General features: G+C 43.9%; 16 protein-coding genes. 4 read left to right on the forward strand and 12 right to left on the reverse strand.

Translation table 11 applies throughout. The features are described from left to right. Positions 1–99 precede the first annotated feature (99 nt). Positions 100–780, forward strand: a complete 681-nt coding sequence (locus OCV47_RS14620; protein ID WP_262655799.1) for a hypothetical protein — start codon at positions 100–102, stop codon at positions 778–780. 52 nt (positions 781–832) lie between these two features. Here OCV47_RS14620 and yfcE read toward each other — a convergent pair whose 3' ends face one another. After that, a complete protein-coding gene (gene yfcE / locus OCV47_RS14625; RefSeq protein ID WP_262655800.1) occupies positions 833–1,375 on the reverse strand; it encodes a phosphodiesterase in 543 nt (180 codons plus the stop codon). Positions 1,376–1,459: 84 nt separating this feature from the next. Continuing rightward, a complete protein-coding gene (lysA, locus tag OCV47_RS14630) occupies positions 1,460–2,728 on the reverse strand; it encodes a diaminopimelate decarboxylase (RefSeq protein ID WP_262655801.1) in 1,269 nt (422 codons plus the stop codon). Between the two features lie 117 nt (positions 2,729–2,845). Here lysA and OCV47_RS14635 point away from each other — a divergent pair, with 117 nt between their 5' ends. Continuing rightward, positions 2,846–3,727, forward strand: a complete 882-nt coding sequence (locus OCV47_RS14635) for a LysR family transcriptional regulator (RefSeq protein WP_262655802.1) — start codon at positions 2,846–2,848, stop codon at positions 3,725–3,727. Beyond that, positions 3,724–3,948 (forward strand): hypothetical protein, encoded by a 225-nt coding sequence (locus tag OCV47_RS14640; RefSeq protein ID WP_262655803.1) that lies wholly within the window; start codon positions 3,724–3,726, stop codon positions 3,946–3,948. Before OCV47_RS14635 ends, OCV47_RS14640 begins: the two co-directional genes overlap by 4 nt. Positions 3,949–4,011: 63 nt before the next feature. On the opposite strand, the gene OCV47_RS14645 is transcribed toward OCV47_RS14640, so the two are convergent. The 7 genes from OCV47_RS14645 to nrdR form a co-directional block, all read right to left on the reverse strand. Further along, on the reverse strand, positions 4,012–5,295 hold the full coding sequence (locus OCV47_RS14645; protein ID WP_117447864.1) for an adenylosuccinate synthase: 1,284 nt from the start codon (positions 5,293–5,295) through the stop codon (positions 4,012–4,014). A 218-nt stretch (positions 5,296–5,513) separates the two neighbouring features. Then, a complete protein-coding gene (purB, locus tag OCV47_RS14650) occupies positions 5,514–6,944 on the reverse strand; it encodes an adenylosuccinate lyase (RefSeq protein ID WP_117447865.1) in 1,431 nt (476 codons plus the stop codon). Positions 6,945–7,010: 66 nt separating this feature from the next. Next, positions 7,011–8,459 carry an amidophosphoribosyltransferase gene (gene purF, locus OCV47_RS14655; protein WP_262655804.1) on the reverse strand — a complete coding sequence of 483 codons (1,449 nt, stop codon included), beginning with the start codon at positions 8,457–8,459 and terminating at the stop codon, positions 7,011–7,013. A gap of 74 nt (positions 8,460–8,533) precedes the next feature. Beyond that, the gene (locus tag OCV47_RS14660; RefSeq protein WP_262655805.1) at positions 8,534–9,334 is read right to left on the reverse strand and encodes a hypothetical protein; all 801 of its coding nucleotides are present in this window, start codon (positions 9,332–9,334) and stop codon (positions 8,534–8,536) included. Between the two features lie 33 nt (positions 9,335–9,367). After that, positions 9,368–10,513: a DUF5716 family protein gene (locus OCV47_RS14665; protein ID WP_262655806.1), complete on the reverse strand. Its 1,146-nt coding sequence runs from the start codon at positions 10,511–10,513 to the stop codon at positions 9,368–9,370. A 13-nt stretch (positions 10,514–10,526) separates the two neighbouring features. Further along, positions 10,527–14,069 carry a DUF5717 family protein gene (locus tag OCV47_RS14670; protein ID WP_262655807.1) on the reverse strand — a complete coding sequence of 1,181 codons (3,543 nt, stop codon included), beginning with the start codon at positions 14,067–14,069 and terminating at the stop codon, positions 10,527–10,529. 57 nt (positions 14,070–14,126) lie between these two features. After that, positions 14,127–14,576, reverse strand: a complete 450-nt coding sequence (gene nrdR / locus OCV47_RS14675) for a transcriptional regulator NrdR (RefSeq protein ID WP_117447870.1) — start codon at positions 14,574–14,576, stop codon at positions 14,127–14,129. A gap of 108 nt (positions 14,577–14,684) precedes the next feature. On the opposite strand from nrdR, the gene OCV47_RS14680 reads away from it, so the two are divergent. After that, positions 14,685–14,936 carry a YlmC/YmxH family sporulation protein gene (locus OCV47_RS14680; protein ID WP_117447871.1) on the forward strand — a complete coding sequence of 84 codons (252 nt, stop codon included), beginning with the start codon at positions 14,685–14,687 and terminating at the stop codon, positions 14,934–14,936. A 45-nt stretch (positions 14,937–14,981) separates the two neighbouring features. On the opposite strand, the gene sigG is transcribed toward OCV47_RS14680, so the two are convergent. From sigG to OCV47_RS14695, 3 genes are all read right to left on the reverse strand, one after another. Next, the gene (sigG, locus tag OCV47_RS14685; RefSeq protein WP_262655808.1) at positions 14,982–15,761 is read right to left on the reverse strand and encodes an RNA polymerase sporulation sigma factor SigG; all 780 of its coding nucleotides are present in this window, start codon (positions 15,759–15,761) and stop codon (positions 14,982–14,984) included. Positions 15,762–15,871: 110 nt separating this feature from the next. After that, on the reverse strand, positions 15,872–16,582 hold the full coding sequence (gene sigE, locus OCV47_RS14690; RefSeq protein WP_262655815.1) for an RNA polymerase sporulation sigma factor SigE: 711 nt from the start codon (positions 16,580–16,582) through the stop codon (positions 15,872–15,874). 57 nt (positions 16,583–16,639) lie between these two features. Then, positions 16,640–17,479, reverse strand: a complete 840-nt coding sequence (locus OCV47_RS14695) for a sigma-E processing peptidase SpoIIGA (RefSeq protein ID WP_256297375.1) — start codon at positions 17,477–17,479, stop codon at positions 16,640–16,642. Positions 17,480–17,510 lie beyond the last annotated feature (31 nt).

Raw genomic sequence — 17,510 nt, forward strand, 5'->3', positions numbered from 1 at the left:
TGAAGGAAGAACACCCTCTTCTGTTATCTGATTTATAGAAACTTGTTAATCAAGTAGTCTTCATTGACTACATCATTATTATACTAGGAGTTGATGTATATGAAGAAAAAAGTACTTTTACTTTATATTCTTGCTTTTTCTATGATGTTTGCTTTCAGCGGCTGTCGCTCCAGGGTGGCAGAAACAGAATCAGAGAGCGAAACTATCAGTGAAACAGAAAAGCAAACAGAAAAGAAAACCGAAAAAGAAACACAGAAACAGTCCGAGACACAAAAAAGTATAGAGAAGAAAGCTTCTACTCAGTCTGGCACGAAGAAGGACACCTCTTCCACCGATAAAACAACCGTGAAGCCGTCTACTGTGAATGGTTCTTCCAAAACACAAACCTCTGAAAGTCAGACAAAGACCAATCAGACAGATTCTTCTGCCGGAACACAGATGTGTCCATACTGTTATCAGCAGATCTCTCTTGCTTCCGATGGTGAAGGCAGCACGATCTATGCTGATCATGTCGCACAGGAAAAGGCATGGGCAGATTATATGGCTTCTTCCAACACGCAGACTACACCGTCTACCGAATCCCCATCCTCCAGCAGTGATTCTGCACAGTGCCCATATTGTGGACAATGGTTTTCCATCTCCGATGGAAGCTATAATTCACATATCAGCGCAGAGACTTCTGGCACTTCTGATTACATTACCTGCCCGCTTTGTGGCAATACCTATCAGAAGGGTGTAGAATACGATACCCATTACTGTACAGGAATTAATCACGAATAATACCACGCAAAAAGGCTCCCAAACGGAGCCTTTTTCTCTATAATTTCGTATTCTATAATTCTATCCCCTTTAACACCTGTCCATCCAGATCTTTGATGGAAAATACTCCATCTTCCAAAATGGCATATGTTGGCGGATTACCGCCCTTTGGAATAGATACCGATCCTGGATTCAGAATCATGTGTTTTCCTGACTTCTTTGCTTCATAAATATGAGTATGTCCATGAATCAGAATATCCCCAGGCATCAGTGGTAACATATGCTGTTCATTGTATACATGTCCATGTGTCGCATACAATCTTAATCCATCCACAGCCAGCAGACTATAGTCAGCCAGGATCGGGAACTCCAGTACCATCTGATCCACTTCTGTATCACAGTTTCCCCGTACCGCACAGATTTCTTCTTTGATTTCATTAAGCATGGCAATGACTTTTTTCGGTGCATATTCCTCTGGCAGATCATTTCTTGGTCCATGATACAGAATATCGCCCAGAATCCACAGTCGCTCGGCCTGTTCCCTGCGATAACACTCCAGCATCTTCTCACAGTAATAGGCTGATCCATGTATATCAGACGCAAACATCAGCTTCATTTCTTTTCCTCCCACTTGCAGGTTTTAGGAAATAATACCACAATTTGCTGGTATTGTACACCGTTATTCCATACCCAAGATTCCTTATACTTCTTCCAGAGGAATCACATGTCTCATCAGATCCTCCAGCACTTCTCTTTCTCTGGTAAGTACTACCTGTCCATTTTCCCGAATCATAATCTCTGCCGGGCGCAGACGATTGTTGTAGTTGGAAGCCATGGTAAATCCATATGCGCCTGCATCCAGAATGCCAAGAACATCTCCTTTTTTTATCTCAGGAAGATCTCTGTCTTTTGCCAGAATGTCTCCGCTTTCGCAGATATTTCCGACAATGGTCACAGTCTCTGTCTGCTCAGACGGTTCCTCTGTTCCACGGTATACTTCTACCCCATGATAAGAATCATACATGATCGGTCTCTGAAGTACATTGAATCCGCAGTCACACCCTACAAACTTCTTCTCATGGTTGTGCTTTACTGAGTGCACTGTAGACAGGATCACATTACTCTCTGCTGAAATATAGCGCCCCGGTTCAATACGAAGAGTAATCTGTTCTCCATATTCCTCTGCGAACTTGTACAGTGCCTTATCAATGGTCTGTCCCAGTTCTTTCAGATCCAGTGGCGCCTCATCAAATTCTTTCTTATATGGAATACCAAATCCACCGCCCATATCAACAAACCGAAGGCCTTTAAACTGTTTGGCGATCTCAAATAAAGCTGCGATGCTGGCAACAAATGCCTCTCCTGTCATAAACAGCGAACCAATATGCTGATTGATACCGATCAGTTTTAAATCATATTTTTCAAGGAGTTCCTTGACCTGCGGAATATACTTTGGTTCAATACCAAACTTTGTCTTCTTTCCGGCTGTTACTACCTTTTCGTGATGACCTGCCCCCACTCCCGGGTTAAAACGAACTGCCACTTCATGTCCCGGTGCAATCTGTCCAAACTGTTCCAGCTGGCTCAGAGAATCTACACTGATGACAACTCCTTCTTTCACCGCATATTCCATCTCTTCGGCCGATACATTGTTGCAGATATAGAAGATCTGATCTGCACCAAATCCTGCTTTCTTTTCTATATAGATCTCGCCAGGAGACATGGCATCTACTTCCAGGCCCTCTGACCTGACTACCTGCAGAAATGCCAGTCCGCAATTTGCCTTTGCTGAATAATCTACTACAAAGTTCGGATAAGTTACCAGGTTCTTCAAATCACGGCAGCGTTGTCTTAAAATTCTCTCATTGGTTACATATAATGGGGTACCGTACTTTTCAGCCAAAGCCACTGGATCCTGACCTTCCCAGAAATTCATCTGATCCGTTACTTTGGTATATATCTTATTCATTCGTCATAATCCTCCTTGAAAATTCAACTCTCTATTGACTTATTATAATGATGGCTGTAAAATTTGTATAATGAATTTTATAAAAACGTTTATTTACGATTTCGATAAGAGGGGCCCATGAATATAGAAAATTTAAAGACATTTATCACGCTTTCCGAACTGAAGAATTTTACCCAGACTGCTGACCGTTACTTTATCGTTCAGTCTACTGTAACCAACCGTATTATGGAGCTGGAAAAAGAGCTGGGCAAAAAGCTTTTCATCCGCAATCGCAAAAATGTAGAACTGACCGAAGAGGGACAGCATTTTCTTGCTTACGCCAAACGAATTGTTGCTCTTGAAGCATCTGCCATCGAAGAATTAAGTATGCTTCATACTTTTTCCGAGAATCTTCGTATCGGAACAGTAAATACTGTATATGACTGCTATCTCATTGATCCGATTACTGCGTTTGTTAAAAATCATAAAGATATATCCGTAAAAGTAATTGTGGATCATTCTGGTCCACTCCTTCGTATGCTTCAGGATGGCACAGTAGATGTCGCCTTTTCTTATGTACCTCTGAAGAAGTCCGGCTTTATCTGCAAGCCTTTTATGTCAGATGAGCTGCTTCTGGTTACTTCCCCGGTACATCAGGAATATATGGACGGCATCACACAGAACCAGCTGTCTGAGATCGGTTATCTGTACTGTGATTTTATGGTACACGATAATGGCACTTTTATCCGTGACCTGTTTCCGAAGAATTTTTCTTTCTCTTTTGAGATTGATAAGCTGACCCATCTTCCGCATTATCTCATGGAAGGAATCGGTTATACTTTTCTGCCTAGAAGTCTCGTGCAGTCTTATCTGGATAATGGTTCTCTGGTTTCGATTCCTCTGAAGGGTTTTGAGGCTCCGGAGGTACAAAGTTTTGTTATTGTTCCTGAGAATAAAGCGGAAGTACTATCCATTGACCGTTTTCTTCATGAATTGCCGGAGGAGGAACGCATCGAATGAAAAAAATGAAACGTCTACTGGCTCTGGTTACTGTGTTCATTCTGGTAGCTCTTTATGCTGCAGCTCTTATTTTTGCGCTGATTGACAGCCCGTGGGCTTTCTCTGTATTCAAAGCCTGCATTGGCCTGACCGTTGTTCTGCCTTGTTTGTTGTACATTTATCTGTGGATTTACAAGGTCCTGAATAAAAACTCTCACAACGAGGAATCTTCTGAAAAATAGACCAAAAAGTCGATTTGCAAATCTGCAAATCGACTTTTCTTTTCTCAGAGTCTGTGCTCTGTATTATTTTACATTTCTATAGATGATATCATGTCTTCCAGGACCATTGGATACCATAGTGATAGGGAATCCGATCTGTTCTTCGATGAACTCGATATATTTTCTGCAGTTTTCTGGAAGATCTTCGTAGTTCTTAATGCCACGAATATCCGTCTTCCATCCCGGAAGCTTTTTCAGAACTGGTTTTGCTTTTTCCAGCTTCGCTGTAGTAGGGAAATCAGTGGTCACTTCTCCATCAATCTCGTAACCAACACAAACAGGGATCTCATCCAGATAGCCAAGTACATCCAATACGGTAAATGCCACGTCGGTTGTTCCCTGAATACGGCAGCCATACTTTGATGCAACACAGTCAAACCATCCCATACGTCTTGGACGCCCTGTGGTTGCTCCGAATTCTCCGCCATCTCCACCTCTCTTACGCAGTTCATCGGCTTCATCACCGAAGATCTCGCTGACAAATGCACCTGCCCCAACTGCACTGGAGTATGCCTTTACTACAGTCACAATCTTCTTAATCTCATATGGTGGAATACCTGCACCGATCGCGCCATATGCTGCCAGTGTAGAGGATGATGTAACCATTGGATAAATACCATGATCCGGATCTTTCAGAGATCCCAGCTGGCCTTCCAGCAGAATCTTCTTACCTTCCTTAATCGCATTCCACAGGTATGCAGATGTATCACATACGAACGGCTCTACCATCTTCTTATAATTATGCAGTTCTTCCAGTAAATCTTCCGGCTTCAGTTCCGGCTTATGATAAAGATGCTTCAAAGTTACATTCTTCTGTTCACAGATACGAACTACTTTCTCTTTTAACAGATCTTCATCGAACAGTTCGCTTACCTGGAAACCGATTTTTGCATATTTATCTGAATAAAATGGGGCAATTCCTGATTTTGTGGAACCAAAAGACTTACCACCCAGACGTTCTTCTTCGTACTGATCAAATAAAATGTGATAAGACATCACCATCTGTGCTCTGTCAGATACCAGAATCTTTGGCATTGGAACACCACGATCCACAATACTCTTTACTTCATTGAACAAAACAGGAATGTTCAGGGCCACACCATTTCCAATAATGCTGGTTGTGTGATTGTAGAAAACACCTGACGGTAATGTGTGTAATGCGAACTTACCATAATCGTTCACGATCGTATGTCCGGCATTTGCGCCACCCTGGAAACGTACAATAATATCCGCTTCTTCAGCAAGCATATCTGTGATCTTTCCCTTACCTTCATCTCCCCAGTTTGCTCCAACTACTGCCTGTACCATAATTTCCTCCGTTTAAACATTGCTAACTACCCGGAACAGATACGTCCCAGGCAGTCTACATAATCACGTTACTTGTATCATCAGTGTATATGCTCCGTTCATGATCCTGCACAGGACACATACACATGGATATTATAACCTATCGTGTACTGATTGTACACCCCTTTTTTTGATACCCTGCGGATTGCTCCGTGCTATGCACTCCCCCAATCCTGGTATTACACATTAATTTCAGCTTTCATTCCCAGTACTTCTTTATTGGCTTCCAGTACCGGATTTACCACATCTCTTAAGAAGACATCCACCTGGCGTGGTGCTCTTCCCACATATTTGGATGGATCCATAGACTTCTTCAGGTCTTCCAGAGTAAGATTGAATGCCGGATCTGCTGCAATCAGTTCCAGCAGATTGTTATCTTTGCCTTCTACCTTGACAGTCTTTCCTGCTTCCATAGACAGTTCACGGATTCTTTCATGAAGTTCCTGTCTGTCTCCACCTGCCTTCACTGCATCCATCATAATATTCTCAGTTGCCATAAATGGCAGTTCTGCCATCATATGTTTCTCAATTACCTTTGGATATACCACCAGACCATCTACTACATTCAGGCAAAGATCCAGAATACCGTCAATAGCAAGGAATCCTTCTGGAATGGACAGTCTCTTGTTGGCAGAATCATCCAGTGTCCGTTCAAACCACTGGGTAGCAGATGTAATCGCCGGATTCAAAGCATCACACAGTACATAGCGGGACAGAGAAGCAATCCGTTCACTTCTCATCGGATTTCTCTTATAAGCCATGGCTGAGGAACCAATCTGCGTCTTTTCAAATGGTTCTTCCACTTCTTTTAAATGCTGCAGAAGACGGATATCATTAGACATTTTATGGGCACTTGCTGCAATACCTGCCAGGATATTCAGGACTCTGGTGTCCACTTTTCTGGAATAAGTCTGTCCAGATACCGGATAGCAAGCTTCAAATCCCATCTTCTTTGCAATCATCGGATCAATCTTATCGATAGTTTCCTGATCTCCTTCAAACAGTTCCAGGAAGCTGGCCTGTGTTCCTGTGGTTCCCTTGCTTCCCAGAAGCTTTAAGGTTCCCTGTACATAAGTCAGATCCTCAAGATCCATCAGAAATTCCTGCAGCCACAGGGTCGCTCTCTTTCCAACTGTTGTCGGCTGTGCCGGCTGGAAATGAGTAAATGCCAGTGTTGGCTGATTCTTGTAGGTATCGGCAAATTTTGCCAGCTCCGCAATAACATTCACCAGCTTTTTGCGAACCAGCTTCAAAGCCTCTGACATCACGATAATATCTGTATTATCTCCTACATAGCAGGAAGTTGCGCCCAGATGAATAATTCCCTTTGCCTTTGGACACTGCACGCCATATGCGTATACATGAGACATTACGTCATGGCGGACAATCTTTTCTCTTTCTTTTGCCACATCATAGTTAATATCTTCTGCATGGGTCTTCAGTTCATCGATCTGTTCCTGTGTAATGTTCAGTCCCAGTTCTTTTTCTGTCTCTGCCAGTGCAATCCACAGCTTTCTCCAGGTGCGGAACTTCATGTCAGGTGAAAAAATATACTGCATTTCCCTGCTTGCATATCTCTCTGATAATGGGCTCTGATATCTGTCGTTCATATTTGTTATCCTTTCATATCTGTTCTTGTATAATATTGGTATTAGCTTCTGCCGTTTCACCGGCCTTTATTTTTCATATTCTCCACGAATATCATCCTCTGGCGGTTCCATCGGATACTTTCCTGTAAAACAGCCCTGGCAGATATCCAGACCATTTACCAGTTCTTTCAGCCGGTCAATCTGCAGATATCCAAGACTGTCTGCACCGATCATCTGCCGAATCTCTTCCACTGAACGATTATAGGCAATCAGCTGCTCTCTCGCCGGTACATCGGTACCGAAATAGCATGGCCACAGAAATGGCGGTGAGCTGACGCGCATATGTACCTCTCTGGCTCCCGCATCCCTGAGCATCTTTACAATACGGTCGCTGGTCGTTCCACGGACGATGGAATCATCTATCATAATGACTCTCTTCCCTGCAACTGCTTCTCTGAGTACATTCAGTTTAATCTTTACACTGGACTCTCTGGTACTCTGCTTCGGCTTAATAAAGGTTCGTCCCACATAACTGTTTTTCACAAATGCTGTTCCATATGGAATGCCAGATTCCATTGCATAGCCCATGGCTGCTGCATTACCAGACTCTGGTACTCCTACTACAATATCTGCTTCCACCGGTGAATCCATGGCAAGGAATCTTCCTGCCTTGATCCTGGATCCATACACGCTGACACCATCGATATGGCTGTCCGGTCTTGCAAAATAGATATATTCAAAAATACAGCGTGCCTGCTGTTCCTTTGGCAGACACATGGAGGTATCCGACTTAATGCCGTCTTTGGTAATGGTTACCACTTCCCCCGGTTCAACATCTCGGATATATTCTGCTCCCAGAGTCTCCAGAGCGCAGGTCTCAGAAGTGATAATATAAGCATTATCTCTTCTTCCGATACAAAGCGGTTTAAATCCGTAAGGGTCTCTTGCTCCAATCAGCTTTCTCGGTGACATAATCACCAGTGAATAGGCTCCCCTGATCTTCTTCATGGCATTGAGCACAGCGCTCTCTACATTTTTCGTCTTCACACGTTCCCGTGCAATATGATATGCCACAACTTCTGAATCAATGGTTGTCTGGAAAATCGCACCGGAGTAGGCAAGTTCTTTTCTCAGTTCCGGCGCATTGATCAAATTTCCATTATGAGCAAGTGCAAGCGTGCCTTTTACATAGTTTAAAACCAATGGCTGTGCATTCTCCCGGGTACTTGCTCCTGCAGTAGAATACCGGACATGTCCCACTCCGATATCTCCCTTCATCCGTTCCAGCTCATCACCGGTAAATACCTCATTCACCAGCCCCATTCCCTTATAGGAGGTTACCTTTCCTTTCGGACCATTGGTTTCACTGACTGCGATACCACAGCTTTCCTGTCCACGGTGCTGCAGTGCAAACAGTCCATAGTAAATCGATGCCGCTACATCTTTTCCATCCAAGTCATACATCCCAAATACGCCACATTCTTCACGCAGCTTTTCTTCTACTTCCATCTGCTGATGGACCCCTGGTTTTTTCATAAGACATCTCCTCGCTGAATAGTTACTTTCCAACCTACTATAACTTATGAATTTTCAAAATACAAGCCATAATTTCACATTCCAAAAGCAGTATTCCTGAGATATTCATCTTTTCTGCTCTGAATTTCTTTCTCTGCGCCTTCTTTTTGTGCCTTTTCTTTTTCAGTCATCTCCATGCCTTCCTGTATCAGTGCCCGGGTATCTTCCCACAATTCCATAGCGTCACTTCGGTCTGCCCGGATCTGGGTCAGCCTTTGCTGATACTGTTTCTCTGACAGGAACAGAGGCAGGATCCGCAGGTATTTTTCATATACTTTTTTGGACTTCATCACCTGGTAAGAATTCCACAGGCAGTCCGCCGCTTCTTCAAACTCAAACAGATGTGCATAGGCTGCAGCCATATTTTCCAGTACTGCTGCATAAAACTGCATTCCCATCTTTCCGTTTTTCTGCTGCTGTGTGATCTTTTCGTATTCTCTTAACGCAATCACATAGCGACCAAATTCCACCAGGTAATCCGCTTTCATTTTTCTTCTGACTTCTTCCGGCTCTGTGAGGATCTCTGTGAACTGCTCCTGAAAAAGACGAAATTCCTGCTTATCCAGATATCCACATTCCTGAAAAATCGGAGACAAAAACTCCGTATAAGTCTCCCGTTCCAGTGCACGAAGCAGACGATTCTGCAGTTTCACCAGCCCAAGTTCTGTTCCAATCCATCTGCACAGGGTTACATTTACCACAGATTCATCAATCAGATATACATAATGGCTGAAATAATAACACAATTCTTCCAGCGAGTATATGTTCCTTCCGATGCTCTCTATGTAGAATGGTCTCACGGCACATTCTGTTCTGCATAGATAATATCCACTCATTTTTGTCAGGCTCCTTTCTCACACCTTCCGGCACTACTCCATATTCAGGACACTCTCCCAGGTCAGTCCAGAAGACGGGAAGAACTCTCCAAATCCCAGATCTTTTATTCTGACTCTGCAGGTTGTTGCTGATTCAAATTCCAGCTGCAGGCGCAGTCTGGTCGTCTTAGGCGGCCGGTCTGGCAGACCATCCAGTTTAATACTGAAGCTTGACGCATCTCCGCCTCGCAGCGAACGTGCATACAGCACCAGTTCTTTGCCCTCTTTCAGAAGAATCTCACAGCTGCACTGTGCTTCATACCAGTTAATTCCCGCACTGATCAACATATAATCTGTATTTTGCCCTCTGATATCCATCTGCATACCGATATTGTATTCCACCATATCTTCACTGGCATACAAATAATTGTCCAGATCCTTTCCGATGTGCAGTCTTCTGCACATGGCATAACATGCCCCTTTTGTATACAGATTTCTTCCCTGAAAAACATGGCGTTTTCTGCACAGATATTGCAGAGACTCCACAGCCCAGGTCTTGTCAAAACTGTCTCCGATCAGAAAAGTGGACGACACCACTTCTTCCCGAAAAGTATTCTGAATCAGCTCCAAAAACTTCTGGTCTCTTCTGGTGTCCCATTCTTCACTGCTTCGTCCGGAAGGATAGCCCAGTTCCACTTTTTCTCCTGGCAGGACACGCACCAGAGCAGGCTTTGTTCTGCTGTCTGTCTTCATCAGCCAGGAAGAAATATGAGACTGATTATATTCGAATAAAGCAGATGCGCGATACCACAGTTCTTTTTTCTGATTCAGTACATAATAGAAAAAACTCTCCCGATAACTTTGCAGAAAAAGATTTTCTCCTGGAATTCCCAGTTTTTCTGCTGCGCTGCGAATACGGAAAATCCATGGCTGGCGTATTTCCCGCATTGTTACCATCATATACACTTCTGACATCTCCATCGCAGGATTCAGATATCTCAGGCATTTTTTTATAAAATCTGCCAGTTCGTCGGTCTGTTTCTTCCCATTCTCTGCCAACAGTCCATCTGGGGTAGGAATCAGATATTTATCCTGATTTTCTGCAATGCTGACCGATTCCGGTTCTCCGGTTCGTTCACTGTAATAAGAAATCTGTGAATGTTCCTTTTCGAGATCCAGTCCTATGATTGTTCTTCTCATGTTTCGCTCCTGTTTAATTCAATCTGAAAATTTCTTCCACCAGGTACTGCATTCCGGCATACCTTGCATCCAATTCCTGATACTTTGCTTCTTCCCCACTCTCATCGGCCTGTATCATCTGGTTAATCAGATCATAACGGGTCACGCCATGCTGGGATAACGGTCCCTGGAAAGTATAGAACTGCCGGACAGTCTCGGTCACATTTTCTGCTTCTTCTATGGTGAAATACCATTCCAGTGTGTCTTTATAAAACATCGTAAATTCTTTCGTATAGATACCCTCGAATGCCTCCTCCATACGGACACTCTTTTCCGGCTGTCCCTGATAGCTGTAATGCAGTGTAACATTGGCCTGCGGCCTGCATCGATATTCCAGGATATACTTATCATACAGATGATATTGTTCCCGAATCTTCTTTGGCAGCTTCATCATAAATGCAAACCGCATTCCCATCTCCAGATATCTTTTCAGGAAATAGCGCATCCATTCCTGCTGCCCTGCACTTTTCTCCTTGCGCTCGGTATAACGCTTCAACAGCGCCAGCTTGCAGATATCCGGTGTTCCCACTACGCCCAGCATATTCTGTTCCATATATGCAAATACACACCAGTCTGTCTTCTTTTCTCTCACAAAGGATTCATAAGCCATCCAGGTAACATAGGCACGGCAGATCCATGATTTTCCCATCTTTTTCTCATAAGAATCAAAGATCGGTTCCGTTTCTTCCGAGCCCTCCATCAGAAACAGCAGTAAGATCAGTATCCGTTCTTCCAGTTCAAAAGAAGACAGTCGAAATGTTCTTCCTGCATACCAGATCTTCTTCATCAATTCCAGTGAACCCTCATAATGCTTCATCAGAAACGCAAGCATTTTCTCATCATAGAGCTTTTGTTCAAAGCAGCAGACACAGACAGCCAGCAGCATCTTGTCTTCTTCTCTGTCTTCCTCTGTCAGCAGTGTACTGCACATATGCACCAGAATGGAAAGATCCACTTTCTCCATTCCATAGATGCTGACCAGATCATACAATTCCTGGTAGTGATCCAGTCCTGCCAGTAGCTTCGCCATCTCTCCCATATGTTCTTCGGCCATCTCACAGCAATCTATCTGCTGCAGAAAATGCTCTGCCTCCGGATGATCTGGATGCGCTGCAAACCAGTCCAAAAGCTTCTCCTGCAATTCTCTGCGATAAACTGCCTTGATCTGCTTCAGATTCATAAGCTGCAAATAGTTTGCCATCTGACTTCCATCTACAGGGAATTCCTTTTCTCCTGTCATACAATCATGTATCAGGAACCGTTCTCTGGACGGCAGATAATTCCTGCACAAGGTTTCCAGTTTTTCACTCTCCAGAAGCTTTTTCTTATGACAGAATGGTTCTGCCGCATATCTCTGTCCTTCCCGGTCTTCTGCCAGCAGGACATGCTCGCTATTTAGTATCTGCACCAGTGCTTTGCCATCCTGCAGCGCCACCTGCTGCTCCTGCTCCAGAGCCTTATGGATCACGATCAGCTGACGCAGTCCCGGCATATCACAGGTTACTTCGTAAGTAAACAATGCCTTCTCCAGCCCTGCTGCCAGTTTTTCGTTCATGACTTCTTCTTCCAGAAGAGTCTCATATAAAAGAGCCAGATCCCGGCTGATCTTTCCTTCTGCCAGTTGTTCCTCCATGAACAATTCCATCACCTTCCGATAGCTGGCATAGCTTTCCTCATCCTGTTCACGGTTATGGATAATTGCTGCATAAATAGAAGCCTTACGTGTTGTGTCCAGTGTATTATGGTATACAAAATATAATCTGATTGCTTTTGGAAGTTCTCCGGCATCCAGATGATCCGCTGTTTCTACAAAATATTCATATAAACCGGTAATTCGGACATCCTGCATCACACCAAGGGCAAACCATCTGGCATATTTCTTTTCCCCTTTTCTTCCTTCTATCAGTAATCTGCAGATTGCCGTCAGCAAATTGCCCGTTGGGGCTGCTTCGTAGCACGCTGTCAACACCCGAAATAATACAGGATGAAAGTTCTGCATGCGTCCGGCCAGCTGTGCCGCCTGGCCACTGATCTCCGGATCAAACAGCTTCTCTCTGCACAGGAAGGCAAGCAGATGTATCTCAAATTCTTCCAGTCTACGCAGCATCAGAGGTTCTTTTTTCAAGATCTCCCATGCTTCCAGATACATCACCGGGCTGGTGCATCCCTGCTGATATTTATTTCTGATCTCTTCCAGACGTTCTCCGTCATTCCGGTACATCTGCCCGTTCACACGGAACATCAGCCACTGAAGAATCCAACTTTCCTGTTCCTCAAGATACAGCTCTGCAATCTTGTTTTTCACATATTCCATGTACTCTCTATCTTTATTCTGCATCGTAGTCAGATACAGATAGCAGCTCTGCCAGCGGGGATCCTTCAATTCTTCTTTTCGTTCCTGCGTCTGTCCCAGAATCAGTTCTGCATGAATGGTATCCTGCATCTGAAACAGTACATAACTTTCATACAAATCGTAGAAAATAAGCTTTCCTTCTGCCCTACGATAGCGATCCAGTGATTGCAGTGTTTCTTCGCCCCAGATCTTCTGCTCAATTCTTCCTGTTCGATAATCGATATAACTTTTCAGTATCTGGGCTGTCTCTCTTTTCTGTTGATGCAGTGTCCCGGAAGTTTTGCTTTTCTTTTCCCTCTGTACTTCTACTGTACAACAGGTTTCTTCCTGGCCTGTGGAAATAGAAATCCGTGCGAACTGTTTACCGGCATGCAGCTTTTCTCTGTGAATCACAAATCCAACATGGCAGACACTTCCCAGGAACTCTTCTGTCGTAATCTGTGTCTTCTCCAATGTCAGGAACGGTGCATCACATGAAATCTGCAGCGTGGCAAATCCCCAGGTATTTTTCCGTATCACCAGTTCTTCTTTTCTGGTCTCTGCCACATGTGAAAGAACTATATAGTCCTGCTCCGGTTCCAGTGTAATTGCTTCCTTCTGCCCTATTCCTACCAGGAACTGTTCCAGGCAGCGATAGGAAGCTCCCTTAGCCAGCAGCCCGTCATACAGACTCGTACTGCCAGCTGCCCAGCTGCGAATCCGATTGCGGAATCCACCTGACAGGAACAACACATAAGCCCGTCCAAAATCTTCTTTGGCCAGTGCAGTAAACTCTTCCCTGGTAAGTGGCGGCATCACATTCTTATTTTTCTCTTCTGTTCTTCCTTCGATGGCAATCCGATAGGGCAGATGATATTCACCTGCCGAAGTATTCAGTATAAATTCTCCTGTCAGTGCTTCTCCCGCAGCCAGGCCCGTCACATCTGCCTCATAGCGGATGGTCTCTCCAATCCCATTGAAACTGTCCGGCTTTACTCCCATTCTGGGATTGGTGGAATATACAAATCCCTGTATACTTTTTTCATTTCCGGACAGGACTGAGAATCTTCCACAGAAGTTCTCTTTTTCCACCGTCTTTCCGCTGATCTCATTCTCTGACAGTTCCAGCGTATTCTGAAGATCTTCAAATTTTCCATTTCGTATTTCATTTATTCTTTTCTTCAATCGAATCTTCCTCATAAAGAGCAGGGAGCTGCATAACAGCTCCCCACTTCATCCCTTTTATTTTAACAACTTTTTCAGTTCATCCATAAAGGTATTCACATCTTTAAATTCACGGTATACCGATGCAAACCGTACATAGGCAACCGGATCCAGCTCTTTCAACTGATCCATGACAATCTCCCCGATCACTTCACTGCTGACTTCCCGTTCCTCTCTGCTGAACACCAGTGTCTCAATCTGATCTACCACTGCAGTGATCTGCTGTGCAGATATCGGCCGCTTATAGCACGCACGAATCACTCCGTTCTCAATCTTTCTGCGATCGTACTGTTCCCTGTTCTGATCTTTCTTGATCACAATCAGAGGTATCGTCTCTACCTTCTCATAAGTGGTAAACCGCTTCCCACATGCATCACACATACGCCGGCGGCGAATGGAGCTGTTGTCATCCACCGGTCTGGAATCCACTACTCTGGTATCATCCTTATTGCAAAATGGACACTTCATCTTTATTGTCCCCCTGTTTCGTTTCATTCCCGAATTTAAGTATAGCCTAATAGAAGTCTCTGTGTCAATTGCATATACTAATAGAGAGAAATTTTTTTCAGGTATCCTATGAGATTATGTGAACTTCGTCAGAAAGAGGTTATTAACGTATGTTCCTGTGCATCCCTTGGCTGTGTCATTGACGTGGATATTGACCCGAAAAGCGGTCAGGTACTGGCACTGATCGTTCCTGGTCCTGGTCGTTTTTCTTCTTGGTTCGGGAGAGAACACGAGTGCCGGATTCCCTGGCGCTGTATCTGTCAGATTGGAGAGGAAATCATTCTTGTGGAACTGGAAGATCCTCATCCACCCAGGCACTGACTTGCGGCCGCCGTTTTCTGATCGGGAGCACATACATCTGCCTCGTCATGCCTTCAGATAGTTTTTCATAATCTTCAATGCATTTTTTTCCAGTCTGCTGACCTGTGCCTGGGAAATCTGTATCTCTTCTGCCACTTCCATCTGTGTCTTCCCCTCATAAAAACGCATATCTATAATACGACGTTCCCGGTCATTTAAACGATCCATGGCATCTTTTAAGGCAATAGACTCTACCCAGTTTTCTTCTTTGTTCTTCTTGTCACTGATCTGATCCATGACATAAAGTGCATCTCCGCCTTCGGAATAGACCGGATCATACAGACTTAACGGATTCTGTATAGCATCCATTGCGTATACAATTTCTTCTTTTGCAATTCCAATTTCTTCGGCTATTTCATTGATGGTTGGTTCTTTTAAATATTTTCTGGTGTATGCTTCTCTTGTATACAAAACCTTATAGGCTGTATCCCGAAGAGAACGGCTAACCCGGATGACATTGTTGTCTCTGAGATACCGTCTGATTTCCCCTATAATCATGGGTACCGCATAAGTACTGAACTTAACATCCAGTTCTGTATTGAAATTGTCAATCGCTTTCATCAGTCCAATACAACCGATCTGAAACAGGTCGTCTGCATTTTCATTACTTCCGGAAAATCTTTTGATTACACTGAGTACCAGTCTTAAATTTCCCCGGATATACTGTTCTCTTGCCTCCCGGTCTCCCTGCTTGATTTTGCAGAATAATGCTTCCTTTTCTGCTTCTGTAAGAACCGGTAATTTTGCTGTGTTTACTCCGCATATTTCTACTTTATTCAGTGCCATTGCAAGAATCCTCCTGAACATTTTTCTATTAAAAGAATTCTCACAAAAAACACTGATTATTCGATTTGACGTAAAATATAAAAATTAATAGTCCTTGACAATTTGTTTTCTTATTCAAACCGAACGATTTCTTTTCTCAGTCGTCCGATAATCCGCTTCTCCAAGCGGGAAATGTAAGACTGGGAAATTCCCAGCATATCTGCCACTTCTTTCTGTGTTTTTTCTTCTCCGTCTCGGTTTCCAAGTCCAAATCTCAGTTGGATAATCATCCGTTCCCGGTCAGACAGCTTGGATATGGCGCGGCGTAAAAGCCGGTATTCTACCTCCATTTCCATATCCCGATAGATCACATCTTCATCTGTTCCCAGGATATCAGAAAGAAGGAGTTCATTTCCATCCCAGTCCACGTTCAGAGGTTCATCAAAAGATACCTCCATGCGAGTTTTATTGGTTCTGCGCAAATGCATCAAAATTTCATTTTCGATACATCTGGATGCATACGTAGCCAGTTTAATATTTTTGTCTGGATTGTAGGTGTTAATGGCTTTGATCAGTCCAATCGTTCCGATGGAGATCAGATCTTCTACACCAACTCCCGTATTATCAAATTTTTTTGCTATGTATACAACCAGGCGCAGATTGTGTTCAATCAACATTTCCCTAGCTTCTGTCTGTGTTGCCCCATTCAGACCGGCAATTGCTTTCGCTTCTTTCTCCGGTTCCAGCGGTGGAGGCAATACCTCACTGCCTCCTATGTACCAGACCTCTTTCGGTCTTCTCCACATGAATTGTGATGCCGGTGCCAGCATACGCATCTGCATGGCATCCGGAATTCTTACATTTGCAAACATCTGCTATTCCCTCCCGCTTTCTCATTTCTATCTGTTTATCTGTCTGAGAGACTGGTGCAGGATCATCTGACAGCTTCCATTCTGACTGAAACGCTGTCTGCTGACTGCCACCAGAACATTTGGTGTACTTATTATTTCTTTTTCTGTTTCCACCTGAATCTCATCCAGTTGCAGGACGGGAAGCAGTCCGTATTTTTTTCCAATACTCTGATAAGGTACCAGTGAAAAGATCCCAGATGGCTGCTCTACAGTCTGCAGGTCCATCATAGTCTGCAGTTCCCTGTTTTCCTGTACAGTCAGCAAAGGAATCAGGGCTTCCAGTTCCAGTATATGTACCGGGCGTCCGGTAACCGGCTGTGTCAGCTGATTACCACTGTCCCAGAGTGCCTGGACCTTTTTTTCTTTTCCATGAAATCTTAAAGTCACCGGATACAGGAGCTGCTCCTTTTCTTCTCTTTTTCGAATCCTTATCAGGGTAAAAAAAGGCAAAAAAATGCCTGCGGCCATACTGTATGGAAATGGCATGTGAAAATAATCTCTCAAAATCTGCCAGCTTCCTTCCGCCAGTAATGACAGCAGGCGAAATATCACTGCTCTATACATGAATGTTTTCCAGCCGCTCCATGAAAATGCAGCTGTTGTCATCAGGGTCTCTACTGCCATACAAACTATGGCCGTGAGTACTCTTACCCGGTACATTCCTAACATCATCCCCAGACATAATGCCAGGCTTCCGCCTGCTGCAGTCAAGAATCTGCGTATCCTGGGACAGTTCTTTTTTTCCAGTATTGCAATCATTCGTAATACGGTGTCATTTATTACCAGATTCTCCAGAAAATAGATATCCAGATAAAACTCGTAACTCAACGTCTGCCTCCCGCCTGTTATGCAACAAGTA

This window comes from Muricoprocola aceti (assembly GCF_025567005.1).
Lineage (GTDB): Bacteria > Bacillota > Clostridia > Lachnospirales > Lachnospiraceae > Marvinbryantia > Marvinbryantia aceti.

Coding starts and splice junctions, on each gene's coding strand:
- OCV47_RS14620 (WP_262655799.1), top strand. CDS start 100: ATGAAGAAAAAAGTACTTTTACTTTATATTCTTGCTTTTTCTATGATG.
- yfcE (WP_262655800.1), bottom strand. CDS start 1,375: ATGAAGCTGATGTTTGCGTCTGATATACATGGATCAGCCTATTACTGT.
- lysA (WP_262655801.1), bottom strand. CDS start 2,728: ATGAATAAGATATATACCAAAGTAACGGATCAGATGAATTTCTGGGAA.
- OCV47_RS14635 (WP_262655802.1), top strand. CDS start 2,846: ATGAATATAGAAAATTTAAAGACATTTATCACGCTTTCCGAACTGAAG.
- OCV47_RS14640 (WP_262655803.1), top strand. CDS start 3,724: ATGAAAAAAATGAAACGTCTACTGGCTCTGGTTACTGTGTTCATTCTG.
- OCV47_RS14645 (WP_117447864.1), bottom strand. CDS start 5,295: ATGGTACAGGCAGTAGTTGGAGCAAACTGGGGAGATGAAGGTAAGGGA.
- purB (WP_117447865.1), bottom strand. CDS start 6,944: ATGAACGACAGATATCAGAGCCCATTATCAGAGAGATATGCAAGCAGG.
- purF (WP_262655804.1), bottom strand. CDS start 8,459: ATGAAAAAACCAGGGGTCCATCAGCAGATGGAAGTAGAAGAAAAGCTG.
- OCV47_RS14660 (WP_262655805.1), bottom strand. CDS start 9,334: ATGAGTGGATATTATCTATGCAGAACAGAATGTGCCGTGAGACCATTC.
- OCV47_RS14665 (WP_262655806.1), bottom strand. CDS start 10,513: ATGAGAAGAACAATCATAGGACTGGATCTCGAAAAGGAACATTCACAG.
- nrdR (WP_117447870.1), bottom strand. CDS start 14,576: ATGAAGTGTCCATTTTGCAATAAGGATGATACCAGAGTAGTGGATTCC.
- OCV47_RS14680 (WP_117447871.1), top strand. CDS start 14,685: ATGAGATTATGTGAACTTCGTCAGAAAGAGGTTATTAACGTATGTTCC.
- sigG (WP_262655808.1), bottom strand. CDS start 15,761: ATGGCACTGAATAAAGTAGAAATATGCGGAGTAAACACAGCAAAATTA.
- sigE (WP_262655815.1), bottom strand. CDS start 16,582: ATGCAGATGCGTATGCTGGCACCGGCATCACAATTCATGTGGAGAAGA.